Consider the following 14,796-nt stretch of genomic DNA (forward strand, 5'->3'; position numbering starts at 1 on the left):
GTTGGTCTCCATTACAGATACCAGCTTGAATCACGCCCGCGAGCGGATGTGAATCCCTTTTGTCAACACGACCTAGGCTTCCTGTTGTTACGCAGTGGTTGATGTATGAAAATTAACTAGAGTGGATTTCAAAAATGCCCAAAGTAACTCGACTAGGCGACATAGGCTCCGGACACGGATGCCACTTCCCTCCGGCTCCATCGACTGGAGCCTCGCCTGACGTCTACGTCAACGGCATCGCAGTGGTTCGTCAGGGTGATACTTACGCAGATCATGGGTGCGGTATTTGCCCGGCTCCGGCTCACGGGCGGAATTTGTCGGCAGGCTCAGGATCGGTTTTTGTGAACGGGAAACCTGCTGGTCGTGTGGGAGATGCAATCTCGTGCGGAGGCGCAGCTGACGCAGGTTCTTCAGATGTGCGCTTTGGCGACTGAAGCACCCAAACCTATCTTTCTGTATGCGAGCACGCCTTTAAGATTTAGGGCAAAGCGATGCGACACGCTGAGAAGGGCGGCTTTGCCCAGTGCTCGTGCAGCATAGGCATTTCGTGCTGCCGCCAGTTCCGGCGACTTTGCAAATGTCGCTAACTGCGCTTTGCTGACATCTGAGCTGAGCGCGGCATCGCCATGGTCATCGGAGCCGTTCGAAGGTCCGCTCTCAGGAGATCGTTCGCGCTTGCAGCAAAGGTATCGCTGCACCTTGCATGCATGTCGTATTCGGGCTGGATACGGTCATCGATGCGGGTATCAGCACTAGCGGTTTAGTCCCAGACCTGTGAACTCAGTTTTCAATATTGAATGACCGCAACACGGAGGCGGGGCTGATGGCCCCGCCGCTTCTGTTTTGTGGGCCAGCGGGGTTTGGACAAGCCAAACGCCCCTGGCCGTCAGGGAGAGGGCGCTGCCCTCCCCCTCGGGCAATCCGATTAGACCGGGCCGTGTCCTCGGCTGCGCCTGCGGGCCGCACCAACCCGGTCGAATAGCATTGCCTCGCCCCCTCCCGCGTTCGCCACGTGGCAGATCAGCAGGAACAGGCGGCTTCGCCGACTGAACCTGCAAATCAGCCCTGATTTTCCGAATGGAGGGTCAGATCAACGCAACAAGCCACACGGCAAAAACAGCGGATTGGGTCAGTTTATGACGCGTAGGTCAATTTCGTCTGACGTTCAACAAGGGGGAAGTGGCGGACCGAGGAGGATTCGAACCCCCGACCCCTTGATTCGTAGTCAAGTACTCTATCCAGCTGAGCTATCGGTCCACTAATTGCGGGGTTTACTCTTGGCCCGAGGGAGGTGCAACCCCAAAATGGAAAAAAATCCGGCAGGCCTGCGAACACTCTCAGACTGCGCCATCGCCCTTTGGCAGGCAGACCTCAAAGGTGGTCCCCTCGCCCCCCGTTGCAATCAGCGCAAGCTGTCCGCCGTGCCCTTTGACAAGCTCCGCCGCGATGGCAAGACCAAGACCGGAGCCGCCTTTGCGCGCACCGCCCTGAAACGGCGTGAAGAGATTGTCTTGCGCTTTCTTCGGCAGCCCCGGACCGGTGTCATCAATCACAATCCACCAGTCGTTTTCGTCTTCGCGCAAGGACACCGTGATGCGCCCGTCACGACCGGTGGCAATGATCGCCTGACGCGCATTGCGCACGAGGTTCATGATCACCCGGAAGATCTGCTCCTTGTCACAGCGGATCATAGTTGGCAGCGGCACCGCATTCACGATTTCCACCGTCACATCCGAGGCTGCAAGGTTTTCACTCTCGGCCACATCATCCACGACCTCGCTCAGACAGACCCGTCCGAAGGTGGGGGACGGCTCCTCCGCGCGGCCAAACGCCAGCGTTCCTTCACACAGGGAGACCGCGCGGGTGATGGAGTTCACCAGCTTTGGCGCCAGACGACGCACCAGAGGGTCTTCGCTCATCTCGATCCGGTCCGTGAACAGCTGGGCAGAGGTCAGGATATTGCGCAAGTCATGGCTGATCTTGGCCACGGCACCACCGAGCTGTGCCAGCCGTTCCCGCTGCTTCAACGCATGGGTCAGCTCAATCTGCAACTTCTGCAACGCCTCCTCGGCTTCGCGCAGCTCGATCACACCGGCCTTGGGCGTGATGATGCCGCGGGCATCCTCCGGTGCCGCCGCATAGCGCTGCATATAGCCGATCACCCCCTTGATGGGTTTCACCAACACCATGCGCACCGCAATGAACAGCAGGACAGCCGTCAGCACCGAGATGACCGCCGACAGGAGCAGGATGCGCAAGCCGTAGTCGATCATCTCGGCCCGAAGCGGCGCGGTCTGCATGGTGATCTCGATCAGCAGCCCCGCATCCCGCACCGGCGCGCCGATCACCCGAATGATATCGTTTTGTGGTGTGTAAAGGCGCGCCAACGCATCCCCGATCAGGGTCAGCGCTCCGGCGTCACGCAGATCGAATGTCGCGCCGATGGGGCGCGGGATCGGCGAGGACAGCACCAACTGTCGCATCTCGTCGCGCCGCAGCACCACGTTATAGACGCCTGCGTTTTCCAGCAGTTCCTTTTCCAGATCGCTCTCGATCATATCGTCTGCCAGCAACGCCAGAGAGGCGATCTGAGCGCGTTGTAGGCGGTCCTCCAGATAGTCCTGGCGGAAACGGGAAATGGAGGGGACAAAAATCAACACTTCGGCCAACATCACGAAGACCGTCGTCAGGATCAGAAATCGGCCCGAAAGCGTGTTTAACATGCGTCCCCGTTTTCGCCTCAGGGTATCCAGCGCTGCACGAACCGGACAACCCGCTTTATGACGGAATTCTCAAATAGTCTCGGGGAGAAATACGCGCCTGCGACCCGTTTGTTAAGCTCCGCGATGGTCGGATAAGGTGCAATCATTGCGGCGATTTGGCTCATCTTGAGGCGATTGGCGATGGCCAGCGACCACGTGGCGATCAACTCCCCCGCCTGATGACCCGCGATGGTGGCCCCGACCGGGCGGCCCGCAACCACCATCACCTTGATGAACCCCGTCGCCCGCCGGGTGGCAATGGCGCGATCATTGTGACCGTAGTCGAACCGCGCCACCTCCAACCTGCCGCCATATTCTGACCGCGCCTCTGCCTCCGTGAGGCCGACCTGCGCGATTTCCGGGTCAGTATAAGTGGCGCGCGGGACATGCGCCGTCTTGGCCTTTGCAGGCAGCGCAAACAACAGCGACCGGATGATAACGCTGGCATGATACCCCGCCAGATGGGTGAACTGCCCCTGCCCCGCCACATCGCCGATGGCATAGACCCTTGGGTTGGTCGTCCGCAGGTTTGCGCCCACCTGAATGCCGGTTTTGGTGGTTTCCACCTCTGCCACGTCGAGGTTCAGCCCCTCCGTGTTGGGTTTGCGCCCGACTGCCACCAGCAGATGCGAACCGGTGACAGGCCCGGCGCTGGTTTCCACCACGATCTGGTCGCCCTGCTGACGGACAGCCTCTGCCGAGGTCTGCTCCCGCACGTCAATCCCCTCGCCGCGCAAGTGGTCGAGCACAAAGGCCGCGGCCTCCGGATCATCCCGGCCCAGCGCGTCTTGCGCCTCCAGCACCGTGACCTTGCTGCCGAGGCGATGATGCGCCTGCGCCATTTCCATGCCGATGGGACCGCCGCCGATGACAATCAGGTGGTCCGGGCGATCCTTCAGGGACCAGAGCGTCTCGTTGGTGAGGTAGTTCACATCCTCCAGCCCTGGGATCGGCGGGACAAACGGGCTTGACCCGGTGGCCACAACGATCCGGCGCGCCCGGATACGGGTATCACCGGCCTCGACCTCCGTGCGACTGACAAAGCGCCCTGTCTCGCGGATGACGCGCACCCCGAAGCCCTCGAACCGGTCTTGGCTGTCCACCGGTGCGATGGTGTCGATGACCTCTTGCACATGCCCCTTTGCGGCGGCGTAATCCACGTCTGGCGCATGATCCTCTATACCAAAGGCGCTCCCATGCGCATGCGCATGGGCGACATGGCCACTGGCCAGCAGCGCCTTGGAGGGCACGCAGCCGTAGTTCAGGCAATCACCGCCCATCTTATGCGCTTCGAGGAGAACCACATCAGCGCCCATCTGGCTGGCCCCTGCTGCCAGAGACAGCCCGCCAGAGCCTGCGCCGATGACGAGGAGATCACAGGTAATCGACTTCATTCTTCAAAGTTCCTTCTTGCCGCGCAACATTTTGACCAGAATGGGCAGAGCCGCCAATGCACATAGTCCGAGGATCGGCCCCATCACATGCGGCTCCCACAACAGGCTCAGATCCGGGCTGCCACCACGGTCAAACACCTCGCCCAGCCCGACCCCGATCCAGGTAAAGACAATGGCGCCGGGTATGATCCCCAACGCCGTGGTCCAGAAGAAATTCCAGATCTTCACCCCAACAAGCGCCGGCAGCAGGTTGGCTACAAAGAAGGGAACCGCCGGCACCAGTCGCAACAGAAGCAGCACTTCGACCTCTGCATCGTGCAGCGCAGTCTTGAGCTTGTGGATACGGCCCTCGCTTGCCTCCATTTTGGCTGACAACGTCGCCCCCAGCCCCCAGCGGGCGGCGAGGAAGATTGCCATCGCACCTATGGTGGCGGCAAGCACGTTGATTCCTGTGCCTGCCACCAGACCAAACAGGAAACCGCCAGTGACCGAGGCCACAGCCGCCCCCGGCAATGAAAAGGCAACAATCACGATATAAGCGGCAAGGAAGGTCAGTGCCATGACCGCATAATTCTGGTCCCGGAACGCCAGCAGCGCCTCGCGGTTGTCACGCAATGTGTCAAAGGACAGCACATCCCCCAATGTGACCGCTCCGACGATGGCGACGAGGCCCACCAGCGCCAGTGGCACATGCCGAAGCCAGCTTTTGCGGGAAAGGTTGCTTGGTGTCTCGTCCATCGTCGTCAGATCCTTGCAGGGATGGGGGCCGTACGCTGGGCTACCCCGAATGGTCATCATGCCCATTGCTCTAGCGTCGAAGATGTGGTGCTGGCGAGAGCGGCGCAGCCTCTCTCACGCCCGCTTGAAGGCAATCCGCTGTTTCGTGATCGTCTGGCCCCGGGAGCAGCAAAACTGAAACATTTCCATGCTGGTGATTCCCTCTGCGCAGGTGATATCAGCCAGCTTCCTGATGATTTACCGCTACGCATCCGTGGCAGAACGCGTTTTTTAACGGAAATATGGCAGGCAGGGCGGAAATTGCGCCCATTGGGTTTGACAGAGCGGCGACAGGCGTCTAGAGACCGGGCTTCGAGATAGACCCCGGGGGGCCATTCCGCGCCGTACCCGATGATATATAATTGGAGACCGGAGCGATGAAACGCACCTTTCAGCCTTCGAACTTGGTTCGCAAACGTCGTCACGGCTTCCGTGCGCGCATGGCCACCAAAGGCGGCCGCAAGATTCTGAACTCGCGCCGCGCACGTGGCCGCAAGTCCCTGAGCGCATAATACCGCGCTCAGAGACAGGTTCTGACGGACATGACACCGCCGGAGGCTCCCATGGATGGCATTGCTGACCAAGGGACACAGCCTCCGGCGGTGTCCGTTTGCGCATCTGTCGCACCCCCTACCGTGACCACGCGCGCGCCGCGCCCAGCCCGACCGGCCAAGGTGCGGGCGGGAATGGAGATCCTGACCAAGCGCGGTGATTTCATCGCTGCCGCCCGGGCGCGCAAGCAGGGCACTCAGTCGATGATGGTGCAGGGGCGCAAGCGTGATGACGACGGCCCGTTTCGTGTAGGCTATACCTGCTCCAAGAAGGTCGGCAACGCGGTCACCCGCAACCGTGCCAAACGCCGCCTGCGCGAAATCGCACGGCTTCTGCTGCAGGATCACGGCCAGCCCGGCTGGGACTACGTGCTGATCGGTCGCGCGGGAGAAACCACGACGCGCCCCTTCGAGCAGATGCAAAAAGACTTCCTTTACGCCCTGCGCAAGATCCACAGATCCTAACGCCTCAACGCATCCGGCGCACGAGCGCGCTTCCGCACACCTCGGCTGCATTGGCATGTCTCCGCCAGCATTGGGCTATATAGACCCGAACGCCGCGATCAAGCGCGGTTGCACGCCCGTCGGCAGCCCCCTATGTCAGACCCCATGCGCTTTCTTGCTCACCTCATCGCACTGCCCGTGCGCGGCTACCGGCTGTTGTTCAGTCCCTGGGTGGGCTTCAACTGTCGCTATCAGCCCACCTGTTCAGCCTACGCGCTGGAGGCACTGGAGCGCCACGGCCCTATTCGCGGCACATGGCTGATGCTGCGCCGCATCGGGCGCTGCCATCCCTTTGGCAGCTCCGGCTATGATCCGGTTCCGGGGGCCGATCCGGACCATGACTGCAGCTGCAAGCACGATTCCTAAAGATCAACTCTCACCCCGACATCAAGGGGGACCTCAAAGGCGCTGCTCAAAGAAGATCGTCACCTCGCCGAGGGTCACCCCGAACCGCTCCATATAGGCGATGTTCAACAGCCGCCCATCCTCCTGCAGCCACATCCAGTCATCAAACGCGACCCGCATAGTCTCGCCGTCCGGCATGGGCAGGTCGATGGTGTAGGTCCAGTTGAAGGTATCGCCCACTTCGCGCCCGGTGGCCTGCCCCTGCACGCCCGGCGCTGTTCCGGTCCAGCTGTCGTCACCGGTCTTGGTGAGGCTCCAGTTGCGGACCTCTGCGGTTCCATCCGCATAAGCGAACTGTTCCTTCAACGTGAGTGTCTTGCCATCCCACGCCCCGTCGATCTCGACCTTGAAGCGGCGTCGCACGGTGCCGAACCGGTCCTTGAACTGCCCATAGGCCACTGTTTTTCCGTCAAAATATTCCTCAAGATTGAGCTGACGATCGCTGAGCTTGGCATCCTCCAGAGAGGGCCGCCCGCAGCTGCCAAGCCCCAAGAGCGCAACCACACCAACACTCGCAGCCACGCCGCGCCATAGCAGTTTCATCCTGACCCCTCCTTGCGTTTGATACCAATGATACGCTTGGTACCCCGCCCCGGATCGAAAACACTTGCATCAGTTTGCAGCGAGCCATGCAGGTTTTACTTGGCAAGCGCTCAGACAGGCGCTACCCGGCGGATATGCTGGATCAGGATCAAGACCACATTCACCCGCTGTTTCACGGCGCGCCACAGACCACCGAGTTCAAGAAGCTCCGCAAGCGGATCGTGCGCGCGACGCGCGAGGCGGTGGAGCAATATGGCATGGTCGAACACCGCGAGGACGGCTCCGTTCCCAAGTGGCTGGTCTGCCTGTCTGGCGGCAAGGACTCCTATACGCTGCTCGCCGTACTTCATGAGCTGAAATGGCGCGGACTGCTGCCTGTTGATCTCCTGGCCTGCAACCTCGATCAGGGCCAGCCAGGGTTCCCGGCGACAGTGTTGCCGGAGTTCCTGGAAAAAATGCAGGTCCCGCACCGGATCGAGTATCAGGACACCTATTCCATCGTTGTCGACAAGGTCCCCGCCGGACGGACCTATTGTGCGCTGTGCTCGCGGCTGCGGCGCGGCAACCTCTATCGCATCGCGCGCGAGGAAGGCTGCTCGGCGGTTGTGCTCGGCCATCACCGGGATGACATCCTGGAGACGTTCTTCATGAACCTCTTCCATGGCGGCCGTCTCGCCACCATGCCGCCCAAGCTGGTCAATGAAGAAGGCGACCTGTTCCTGTTCCGCCCGCTCGCCCATGTGGCGGAGGCCGATTGCGAAAAATTTGCGCGGTCGATGAACTATCCCATCATCCCTTGCGATCTTTGCGGCAGTCAGGACGGGCTGCAGCGCCAGCAGGTGAAACAGATCCTCGATGGTTGGGAATCAAACAGCCCCGGACGTCGTCAGGTGATGTTCCGAGCGCTGATGAATGCGCGTCCGTCGCATCTTCTGGATCCAAAACTCTTTGATTTCACAGGGCTGACCCTTAAAAATTTCGACGATATGGACGATTCTGAGGAAATCCCGCAACTGCGTTAACTCCTCGGTCAGACCCGGACCCTAGTCTAAGCCAGAGCCACCGGCGAAGTCGAAAGGTCCCACTGCTATGAAACTCCCGAATTCACGTCTCCTTCAGCGGGCCAGGGACGGAATCTCGCAGGTGGTGTTCGGCCCGCCTATGCTGGCTTTCTTGCCTGCAATGACACTCGGGGCTTTCTGGTTCGGTGGCGAACGCGCGCTGATGATGGTTGCCTTGGGATTGCCGGTTGCGCTGGCGCTCTTGGGCAGCTTCACCCGCGCCACGCGGCCTGCCCCCGGTCGCGACGGTCTGACTGGCCTGCTGATGGCACCGGGGTTTGACAGCCATGTGAAGGACCTGTTTGCCCGCACCGAGGACTGTGGACTGAAATCCGCCCTGCTGGTGATCGAGATCGACGATTACGACGAACTGTTGGCTGCCCATGGTCAAGACGCCGGGGATGTTGTTGTACAGCGCGTGGTGGAACGGATCGGCGCTGTCGTGCGTCACCGCGATACGGTGGCGCGCCTGGACCGCAACCGGTTTGCCATTTGCCTCACCCCGATCATGCAACTGGATCTGGAACTCTGCATACAGCTCGCCGGCCGGCTGCAGTTGCGCATCGAGGAACCTGTTCCGTTCGACGGATCCTCGCTGTTTGTGTCCTGCTCCATCGGCATCTGCCAGCGTCACCGCGTCCCAAAGGGGGCAACCAGCAGCTGGCTCGACTGTGCCGTCGCCGCACTGGACGAGGCGCTCAACGTCGGACCATCGAGCATCCGAGCCTTCTCCAGCGACACCCACATTCATCTCAATCATGGCGACACGCTGAAGGAAGAAGCCGCACAGGCTCTCGAATCCGGCATGATCCAGGCCTGGTTCCAACCGCAGCTCAGCACCGACACAGGTCGCGTCTCTGGCTTTGAGGCGCTGGCGCGCTGGTTTCACCCGGTCCAGGGCATGATCGCGCCTTCTGTCTTTCTTCCTGCATTGGAAGAGGCCGGGCTGCTGCCGAAACTGAGCCAGCAAATGGTGCAGCAGGCGCTGATTGCGATCAAATCCTGGGATGCGGCAGACTTGGATGTGCCCTCTGTCGGGGTAAATTTCGCCACTGACGAGTTGCGTGACCCGGCGCTGGTAAACCGCATCCGGTGGGAGCTGGACCGGTTCGGCCTTACCCCGGATCGGCTGACGATCGAAGTGCTGGAGACCGTGGTCACCGATCAACCAGACGAGGTGGTCGCCCGCAACATCACCGCGCTGGGAGAGATGGGCTGCCAGATCGACCTCGATGACTTTGGCACGGGCCATGCCTCCATCGCATCCGTGCGCCGGTTCCGGGTGTCGCGAATCAAGATCGACCGCAGTTTCGTGACCAAGGCCGATCATGACCCCGAACAACAGAAGCTGATTGCTGCGATTCTGACCATGGCTGAACGGCTGGAGCTGAAAACCCTTGGTGAAGGGGTGGAGACCGCAGGCGAGCACGCTTTGCTGGCGCAACTGGGCTGCGATCATGTGCAGGGCTTTGGCATCGGACGCCCGATGCCCTTCGACCAAACACTCGACTGGGTGGTGGCACATGAGGCGAAACTGCAGGACGCTCCAGTGATTGGCCGCCAGAGCCACTAAACCTGCCTTGATGCGGCTCGACGCGTGATTCCCAATGTTTTTTGGGGATTCGCCCCCTTGCAACCCTTGCCGTGCCCGGATTTCCCTTGACCTTCATGACCGACCTCTGTTGAACCACACCCTGTCTTTGCATGCATGAGGTGGCTGTCCAGATGGACGATCAGAACAAGAATCTACTGCTCGCAACCGCTCTGAGTTTCCTCGTGATTCTCGGCTGGTACTTCTTCTTTCCTCCCCCGGAAGAGGCTCCGCAACCGGAGGCCCAGGTGGCAGAGACCATCGCGGCCCCAGACGGGACATCGGCCCCTGCGGCCGCGCCCGCAGCAGGTGCGGCAACCGGTGAGGTCGACGCGGCCGCCACCGAAACGCAGACCGTTGCGGACACACCGCGCGTGGAGATCAACACCCCCCGTGTCGAAGGCTCCATCTCGCTCACGGGCGGACGCATCGATGACCTCAAGCTGAAAGACTACCGCGAGACGCTGGACGATGATTCGCCCATCGTGACACTGCTGTCGCCCGCAGGCGACGCCAATGCCTACTACGCGCTCTATGGCTGGGCCCCCGGCACCGGTCTCGGCATCGAAGACGTGCCCACCGCAAATACCGAGTGGCAGGCAGAGGACGGCGCGACCCTGACCCCGGAGACCCCGGTGACCCTCACCTGGGACAACGGCAACGGGCTGACCTTCACCCGCGAAATCGCCATCGACGCGGATTACATGTTCTCGATCACCCAGTCGGTCACCAACCAGACCGGCGGCTCTGTCGCACTGGCCCCCTACGGCACCCTTGCCCGTCATGGCCTGCCGGCGAACCTCGAAAACTTCTTCATTCTGCATGAAGGTGTGGTCGCCATGGCCGATGGTGAACTCGCCGAGATCGACTATGACGACATGGCCGACTTTGACCCGGATCCGCGCGACGGCTCGCGGGCTCAGGTCACGCCCGTCACCGAAAATGGCTGGATTGGCTTCACCGGTCACTACTGGATGTCTACCTTGATCCCTGGCCCCGGCGACGCCTTCCGCTCCATTGCCAAATATGACGAGCGCCGCGACATCTATCAGACCGATGTGGTGCTGCCGACGGTCACGCTCGCCGCGGGCGAGAGCACCGCTGCCAGCACGCAGCTGTTTGCAGGCGCCAAGGAATGGGCCACCATCCGCGAGTATGAGCGCGGCGGTATCGACGGCTTTCTCGACTCCATCGACTGGGGCTGGTTCTTCTTCTTCACCAAGCCGATCTTTGCGGTGCTGCACTGGCTCAACGCTGCCATCGGCAACATGGGCGTCGCAATCATCGCGCTCACCTTCCTCCTGAAGATCCTTGTTTTCCCGCTGGCCTATAAATCCTACGCCTCCATGGCGCGGATGAAGGAACTGCAGCCGGAGATGGAAAAGCTGCGCGAACGCGCGGGTGACGACCGCCAGAAGGTCCAGAAGGAGATGATGGAGCTTTACAAGCGCGAGAAGGTCAATCCGGCGGCAGGCTGTCTGCCGATCCTGATCCAGATCCCGATCTTCTTCTCCCTCTACAAGGTGATCTTCGTGACGCTGGAGCTGCGCCACTCGGCCTTCTTTGGTGTTTTCCGCGACCTCTCTGCGCCCGATCCGACGTCGCTCTACAACCTCTTCGGCCTGTTGCCCTGGGGGGCACCGCCTGTGGATTCGATCCTTGCGCTGGTGTTCATCGGCGTCCTTCCGATCCTGCTCGGTGTCTCCATGTGGCTGCAGCAAAAGCTGAACCCGGCACCCACGGATGAAACGCAGGCGATGATCTTTGCCTGGATGCCTTGGGTCTTCATGTTCATGCTGGGTGGTTTTGCGTCGGGCCTCGTGGTCTACTGGATCACCAACAACGTGATTACCTTCACCCAGCAGTATCTGATCATGCGCAAGCACGGGTATTCGCCGGATGTCTTTGGCAACATCAAGTCCAGCTTCAAGAAGAAGCCCAAGGCAGAGAAAGAATGACAGCAACTGTCAAACAAATGTGGCGGCACCCGATCAAGGGGATCGGGGCCGAACCACTCACAGGGGTCCGTTTGGAAACAGGCGGACCCATGCCTTTGGACAGGGCCTGGGCCGTGTTGACGGGCAAGGCAGAAGATACCGGCGCATGGCAGCCCTGTCGCAACTTTGCGCGGGGCTGTTTCGGTCCGGAACTGATGGCCGTGACCGCCGAAACCCGCACCGATGCCGAGGGCACCCGGATTACCCTGCGCCACCCCAAACAGGGTGAGATCACCCTGAACCCCGCCAGCGACAGCGACCAGCTTGTGGAATGGCTCCAACCGATCTACCCGGCGGAGCGTCCGCAGCCGCACAGCCTGATTTCCGCCCCGGAGGGCGGCATGGCCGATGCAAGCTTCCCCGCACTCTCCATTCTGTCTCTCGCCTCCCTGCGCGCCCTTGGCGACGCTCTGGGGCAAGAGCTGGACCCGCGTCGCTTTCGCGGGAATCTCTGGATTGATGGCACCGAGCCGTTTGCCGAATTCGACTGGATCGGCAAGACGCTGCAAATCGGCACGGTGCGCCTTCAGGTGGTCGACCGGATCACCCGCTGCCGCGCCACGGAAACAAACCCCGACACCGGCGCGCGCGATGCCAATACGCTCAAGGCCCTGCGCGAACATTGGGGTCACACCGATTTTGGCATCCGTGCCAAGGTCCTGTGCGATGGCGAAATCGCTCTCGCCGACACCATAGAGGTTCTTTGATGCAATTGCCCTTCCCCCTCGCTGAAGAGCCCGAAGCCATTGCCCATGAAACAGGGCGCAAGCTCTTTGCCGGGCAATCGGAGTTCGTAAAAGGCGTGGTCGCCATGTCCGGCCTGCCGCCTGCAGACCGGATGGAGGTCTGCTTTGCCGGGCGTTCCAATGTCGGGAAATCCTCGCTGATCAACGCGCTGACCGGCACCAAGGGCCTGGCCCGTGCCTCGAACACACCGGGACGCACGCAGGAAATCAACTACTTCACCCAAGGGCCCGAGCTCTACCTCGTTGACCTGCCCGGCTATGGCTATGCCAATGCGCCGCTGGCGGTGGTGGAGAAATGGCAGCGCCTTCTGAAACAGTATCTTTCCGGCCGCCAAACCCTGCGCCGCGCCTTTGTGCTGATCGACACCCGCCATGGCGTGAAGAAGGTCGATGAAGAGATCATGAAGCTGCTGGACACCTCTGCCGTGACGTTCCAGGTGGTGATGACCAAGGCCGACAAGGTCAAGGACAAGGACCGCGCCAAGATCCTCGATCAGGTGCGCGAGGCGCTGTCCAAACATCCCGCAGCCTATCCCGAGATCGTGCTGACCTCCTCGGAAAAGGGCGATGGCATCGCCACCCTGCGATCCATCATCGCGCATCTGGACTAAGCCTCTGCGCCGCCTTGTGCCATACTTGGGCCTGCTGGCCATCCTGATCGCCGGACTGGTTCCGGCGGGCTGGATGCCGATGTCGGCGCAGGACGGCAAGATGCTGCTTGTGCTCTGTACCGGGGACGGCCCACAGGAGATGTGGGTCGAACTTGATGATTATACGCCAGCGCATGAAGAGGACGACCACGGCAATCGACATTGCCCCTTCGCCTCACACCCGCCGCTGGCGGCGCATCAGGCGGTCGAGTTGCCATTGCCCCTGATGGGGCCGGAGCGGGACCTGTGGTTCCGCGCCCCTTTCACTCATCACCCCGCCGGGTTTCACTGGCGCTATGATGCTCGCGGTCCGCCCGCCCTCTCCTGATTCCAAAACATCGTCATCTTGACTGCACCGCGCCCCAGGGCCCGGCCCCTTTTTGGTATGGAGATCTCTCTCAATGGCACTGAGCCAAACCGCAGGCATGGACAGCCGTCCTGCCGCCCCGAACCTGTCGCAAAAATTTTATTTCGCCGCATGGCGCTGGCACTTCTACGCTGGCCTCTACGTGATCCCCTTCCTCATCATGCTGGCGCTCACCGGCCTCGGCATGATGTATATCTCGGTCTTTGACGGGCGTGACGGCGAGTATGTCGCCGTGCCTGTCGGCGAGACCGTGCAGCCCATCGAGCTGCAAACCCAAGCTGCAGTGGATGCCATTCCCGGCGCCACACTGATTGAGTGGATCGGCCCGAAGGCCGACGACCGCGCCGCCGTTGTGCGGGTCGCCGTGGAAGGCGGCAACCGCATGGTCGCCGTCGATCCCTACACGGCCGAGGTCGTGGAAAGCTGGGATCGCCGCGCCGGGTGGTATGATTTCCTATCCGACATCCATGGCACCCTGCTGATCGGCGACACAGGTGACCGGCTGATCGAAATTGCGGCCGGTCTGGCCATCGTGCTGGTGCTGACTGGCCTCTACCTTTGGTGGCCGCGTGGGGACTGGACCTCTGCCTTTGTTCCCCGGCTTGCCGCGAAGGGCCGCGCCCTGTGGAAGAGCCTGCATGCGGTGATCGGCGTCTATATCTCGCTGATATTGGTGGTGTTTCTTGTCTCTGGTCTGTCTTGGGCGGGCATTTGGGGCGAGCGGTTCGTGCAGGCCTGGTCGACCTTTCCCGCCCAGAAATGGGACGCGGTGCCCCTGTCGGACAACACCCATGCCGGTCACATGAACCATGGCGCCATGAAGGACGTGCCTTGGGCGCTGGAGCAAACTCCGATGCCCGAATCCGGATCAGACGCAGGGATCACAGGCCTGCCCGAAGGCACCGTGGCCACGGCAGACAGCATCTACGCGCTTGGCCGCGCGCTTGGCTATCAGGGCCGTTTCCGCATCGTGTTCCCGCGCGATGACGCCGGTGTTTTCACTCTCAACCAGGACAGCATGAGCAACGACAGCGCCTGCCCGACCTGTGACCGTACCGTGCATGTCGACCAGTTCACCGGCAAGATCCTAGCCGATGTCCAATTCTCCGACTATTCGCTGGCGGGCAAGTCCATGGCCGTGGGCATCGCCTTCCACGAAGGCGACATGGGCCTGTGGAATATTGTGCTGAACACCGTGTTCTGCCTGTCAGTGATCTTTGTTTGTGTCTCAGGCGTGGTCATGTGGCTAAAACGCCGCCCCACGCGCGCCGGTCGCCTTGCAGCGCCGCCGGTACCGCAGGATCTGCCGTTCTGGAAAGGGGCAGTCCTGATCGGTCTGCTCACATCCCTCGCCTTTCCGCTGGTGGGCCTCACGCTTCTGGCGGTCCTGACACTGGATGTGCTGTTGCTGTCGAACCTGCCACGTCTGAAACGCGCCGTCAGCTGAC

General features: G+C 61.4%; 16 protein-coding genes and 1 tRNA gene. 11 read left to right on the forward strand and 6 right to left on the reverse strand.

What is annotated here, in order from left to right; all coding sequences use genetic code 11:
* The first annotated feature begins 134 nt into the window (after nucleotides 1-134).
* Nucleotides 135-434 carry a PAAR domain-containing protein gene (locus tag R0J92_RS17920; protein WP_411052625.1) on the forward strand — a complete coding sequence of 100 codons (300 nt, stop codon included), beginning with the start codon at nucleotides 135-137 and terminating at the stop codon, nucleotides 432-434.
* On the opposite strand, the gene R0J92_RS17925 is transcribed toward R0J92_RS17920, so the two are convergent.
* The 5 genes from R0J92_RS17925 to R0J92_RS17945 form a co-directional block, all read right to left on the reverse strand.
* Entirely contained in the window at nucleotides 411-698 is a 288-nt protein-coding gene (locus R0J92_RS17925; protein ID WP_411052661.1) for a hypothetical protein, read from the reverse strand. The genes R0J92_RS17920 and R0J92_RS17925 overlap by 24 nt on opposite strands.
* Nucleotides 699-1,180: 482 nt before the next feature.
* A tRNA-Arg gene (locus tag R0J92_RS17930) sits at nucleotides 1,181-1,257 on the reverse strand.
* An 80-nt stretch (nucleotides 1,258-1,337) separates the two neighbouring features.
* Nucleotides 1,338-2,723, reverse strand: coding sequence for a sensor histidine kinase (locus R0J92_RS17935; protein WP_411052626.1), 1,386 nt, complete (start codon nucleotides 2,721-2,723; stop codon nucleotides 1,338-1,340).
* A gap of 17 nt (nucleotides 2,724-2,740) precedes the next feature.
* Nucleotides 2,741-4,156, reverse strand: a complete 1,416-nt coding sequence (locus R0J92_RS17940) for a dihydrolipoyl dehydrogenase family protein (RefSeq protein WP_411052627.1) — start codon at nucleotides 4,154-4,156, stop codon at nucleotides 2,741-2,743.
* A gap of 3 nt (nucleotides 4,157-4,159) precedes the next feature.
* Nucleotides 4,160-4,894 carry a TVP38/TMEM64 family protein gene (locus R0J92_RS17945; protein ID WP_411052628.1) on the reverse strand — a complete coding sequence of 245 codons (735 nt, stop codon included), beginning with the start codon at nucleotides 4,892-4,894 and terminating at the stop codon, nucleotides 4,160-4,162.
* 416 nt (nucleotides 4,895-5,310) lie between these two features.
* On the opposite strand from R0J92_RS17945, the gene rpmH reads away from it, so the two are divergent.
* From rpmH to yidD, 3 genes are all read left to right on the forward strand, one after another.
* Nucleotides 5,311-5,445 (forward strand): 50S ribosomal protein L34, encoded by a 135-nt coding sequence (gene rpmH, locus R0J92_RS17950; RefSeq protein ID WP_106165185.1) that lies wholly within the window; start codon nucleotides 5,311-5,313, stop codon nucleotides 5,443-5,445.
* Between the two features lie 30 nt (nucleotides 5,446-5,475).
* Entirely contained in the window at nucleotides 5,476-5,949 is a 474-nt protein-coding gene (rnpA, locus tag R0J92_RS17955; RefSeq protein WP_411052629.1) for a ribonuclease P protein component, read from the forward strand.
* A 144-nt stretch (nucleotides 5,950-6,093) separates the two neighbouring features.
* Nucleotides 6,094-6,354 (forward strand): membrane protein insertion efficiency factor YidD, encoded by a 261-nt coding sequence (yidD, locus tag R0J92_RS17960; RefSeq protein ID WP_106165187.1) that lies wholly within the window; start codon nucleotides 6,094-6,096, stop codon nucleotides 6,352-6,354.
* A gap of 33 nt (nucleotides 6,355-6,387) precedes the next feature.
* On the opposite strand, the gene R0J92_RS17965 is transcribed toward yidD, so the two are convergent.
* Nucleotides 6,388-6,936: a DUF3833 domain-containing protein gene (locus R0J92_RS17965; RefSeq protein WP_411052630.1), complete on the reverse strand. Its 549-nt coding sequence runs from the start codon at nucleotides 6,934-6,936 to the stop codon at nucleotides 6,388-6,390.
* Nucleotides 6,937-7,070: 134 nt separating this feature from the next.
* Here R0J92_RS17965 and ttcA point away from each other — a divergent pair, with 134 nt between their 5' ends.
* The 7 genes from ttcA (at nucleotide 7,071) to R0J92_RS18000 (ending at nucleotide 14,795) form a co-directional block, all read left to right on the forward strand.
* The gene (gene ttcA, locus R0J92_RS17970) at nucleotides 7,071-7,958 is read left to right on the forward strand and encodes a tRNA 2-thiocytidine(32) synthetase TtcA (protein WP_411052660.1); all 888 of its coding nucleotides are present in this window, start codon (nucleotides 7,071-7,073) and stop codon (nucleotides 7,956-7,958) included.
* Nucleotides 7,959-8,025: 67 nt separating this feature from the next.
* Nucleotides 8,026-9,570 carry a putative bifunctional diguanylate cyclase/phosphodiesterase gene (locus R0J92_RS17975; protein WP_411052631.1) on the forward strand — a complete coding sequence of 515 codons (1,545 nt, stop codon included), beginning with the start codon at nucleotides 8,026-8,028 and terminating at the stop codon, nucleotides 9,568-9,570.
* Nucleotides 9,571-9,722: 152 nt separating this feature from the next.
* Nucleotides 9,723-11,546: a membrane protein insertase YidC gene (gene yidC / locus R0J92_RS17980; RefSeq protein ID WP_106165249.1), complete on the forward strand. Its 1,824-nt coding sequence runs from the start codon at nucleotides 9,723-9,725 to the stop codon at nucleotides 11,544-11,546.
* Nucleotides 11,543-12,292: an MOSC domain-containing protein gene (locus R0J92_RS17985; RefSeq protein ID WP_411052632.1), complete on the forward strand. Its 750-nt coding sequence runs from the start codon at nucleotides 11,543-11,545 to the stop codon at nucleotides 12,290-12,292. The genes yidC and R0J92_RS17985 overlap by 4 nt, the downstream gene beginning before the upstream one ends.
* The gene (yihA, locus tag R0J92_RS17990; RefSeq protein WP_106165191.1) at nucleotides 12,292-12,942 is read left to right on the forward strand and encodes a ribosome biogenesis GTP-binding protein YihA/YsxC; all 651 of its coding nucleotides are present in this window, start codon (nucleotides 12,292-12,294) and stop codon (nucleotides 12,940-12,942) included. The genes R0J92_RS17985 and yihA overlap by 1 nt, the downstream gene beginning before the upstream one ends.
* A gap of 16 nt (nucleotides 12,943-12,958) precedes the next feature.
* Nucleotides 12,959-13,309 (forward strand): DUF2946 family protein, encoded by a 351-nt coding sequence (locus R0J92_RS17995; protein ID WP_411052633.1) that lies wholly within the window; start codon nucleotides 12,959-12,961, stop codon nucleotides 13,307-13,309.
* Between the two features lie 73 nt (nucleotides 13,310-13,382).
* Entirely contained in the window at nucleotides 13,383-14,795 is a 1,413-nt protein-coding gene (locus R0J92_RS18000; protein ID WP_411052634.1) for a PepSY-associated TM helix domain-containing protein, read from the forward strand.
* Nucleotide 14,796: the final 1 nt, after the last annotated feature.

The organism is Tritonibacter sp. SIMBA_163, assembly GCF_046535935.1.
Taxonomy (GTDB): domain Bacteria; phylum Pseudomonadota; class Alphaproteobacteria; order Rhodobacterales; family Rhodobacteraceae; genus Epibacterium; species Epibacterium scottomollicae.

Excerpts from the sequence above, each read along its gene's own strand:
- R0J92_RS17920 (WP_411052625.1), top strand. The coding sequence starts at position 135 with ATGCCCAAAGTAACTCGACTAGGCGACATAGGCTCCGGACACGGATGC.
- R0J92_RS17935 (WP_411052626.1), bottom strand. The coding sequence starts at position 2,723 with ATGTTAAACACGCTTTCGGGCCGATTTCTGATCCTGACGACGGTCTTC.
- R0J92_RS17940 (WP_411052627.1), bottom strand. The coding sequence starts at position 4,156 with ATGAAGTCGATTACCTGTGATCTCCTCGTCATCGGCGCAGGCTCTGGC.
- R0J92_RS17945 (WP_411052628.1), bottom strand. The coding sequence starts at position 4,894 with ATGGACGAGACACCAAGCAACCTTTCCCGCAAAAGCTGGCTTCGGCAT.
- rpmH (WP_106165185.1), top strand. The coding sequence starts at position 5,311 with ATGAAACGCACCTTTCAGCCTTCGAACTTGGTTCGCAAACGTCGTCAC.
- rnpA (WP_411052629.1), top strand. The coding sequence starts at position 5,476 with ATGACACCGCCGGAGGCTCCCATGGATGGCATTGCTGACCAAGGGACA.
- yidD (WP_106165187.1), top strand. The coding sequence starts at position 6,094 with ATGCGCTTTCTTGCTCACCTCATCGCACTGCCCGTGCGCGGCTACCGG.
- R0J92_RS17965 (WP_411052630.1), bottom strand. The coding sequence starts at position 6,936 with ATGAAACTGCTATGGCGCGGCGTGGCTGCGAGTGTTGGTGTGGTTGCG.
- ttcA (WP_411052660.1), top strand. The coding sequence starts at position 7,071 with ATGCTGGATCAGGATCAAGACCACATTCACCCGCTGTTTCACGGCGCG.
- R0J92_RS17975 (WP_411052631.1), top strand. The coding sequence starts at position 8,026 with ATGAAACTCCCGAATTCACGTCTCCTTCAGCGGGCCAGGGACGGAATC.
- yidC (WP_106165249.1), top strand. The coding sequence starts at position 9,723 with ATGGACGATCAGAACAAGAATCTACTGCTCGCAACCGCTCTGAGTTTC.
- R0J92_RS17985 (WP_411052632.1), top strand. The coding sequence starts at position 11,543 with ATGACAGCAACTGTCAAACAAATGTGGCGGCACCCGATCAAGGGGATC.
- yihA (WP_106165191.1), top strand. The coding sequence starts at position 12,292 with ATGCAATTGCCCTTCCCCCTCGCTGAAGAGCCCGAAGCCATTGCCCAT.
- R0J92_RS18000 (WP_411052634.1), top strand. The coding sequence starts at position 13,383 with ATGGCACTGAGCCAAACCGCAGGCATGGACAGCCGTCCTGCCGCCCCG.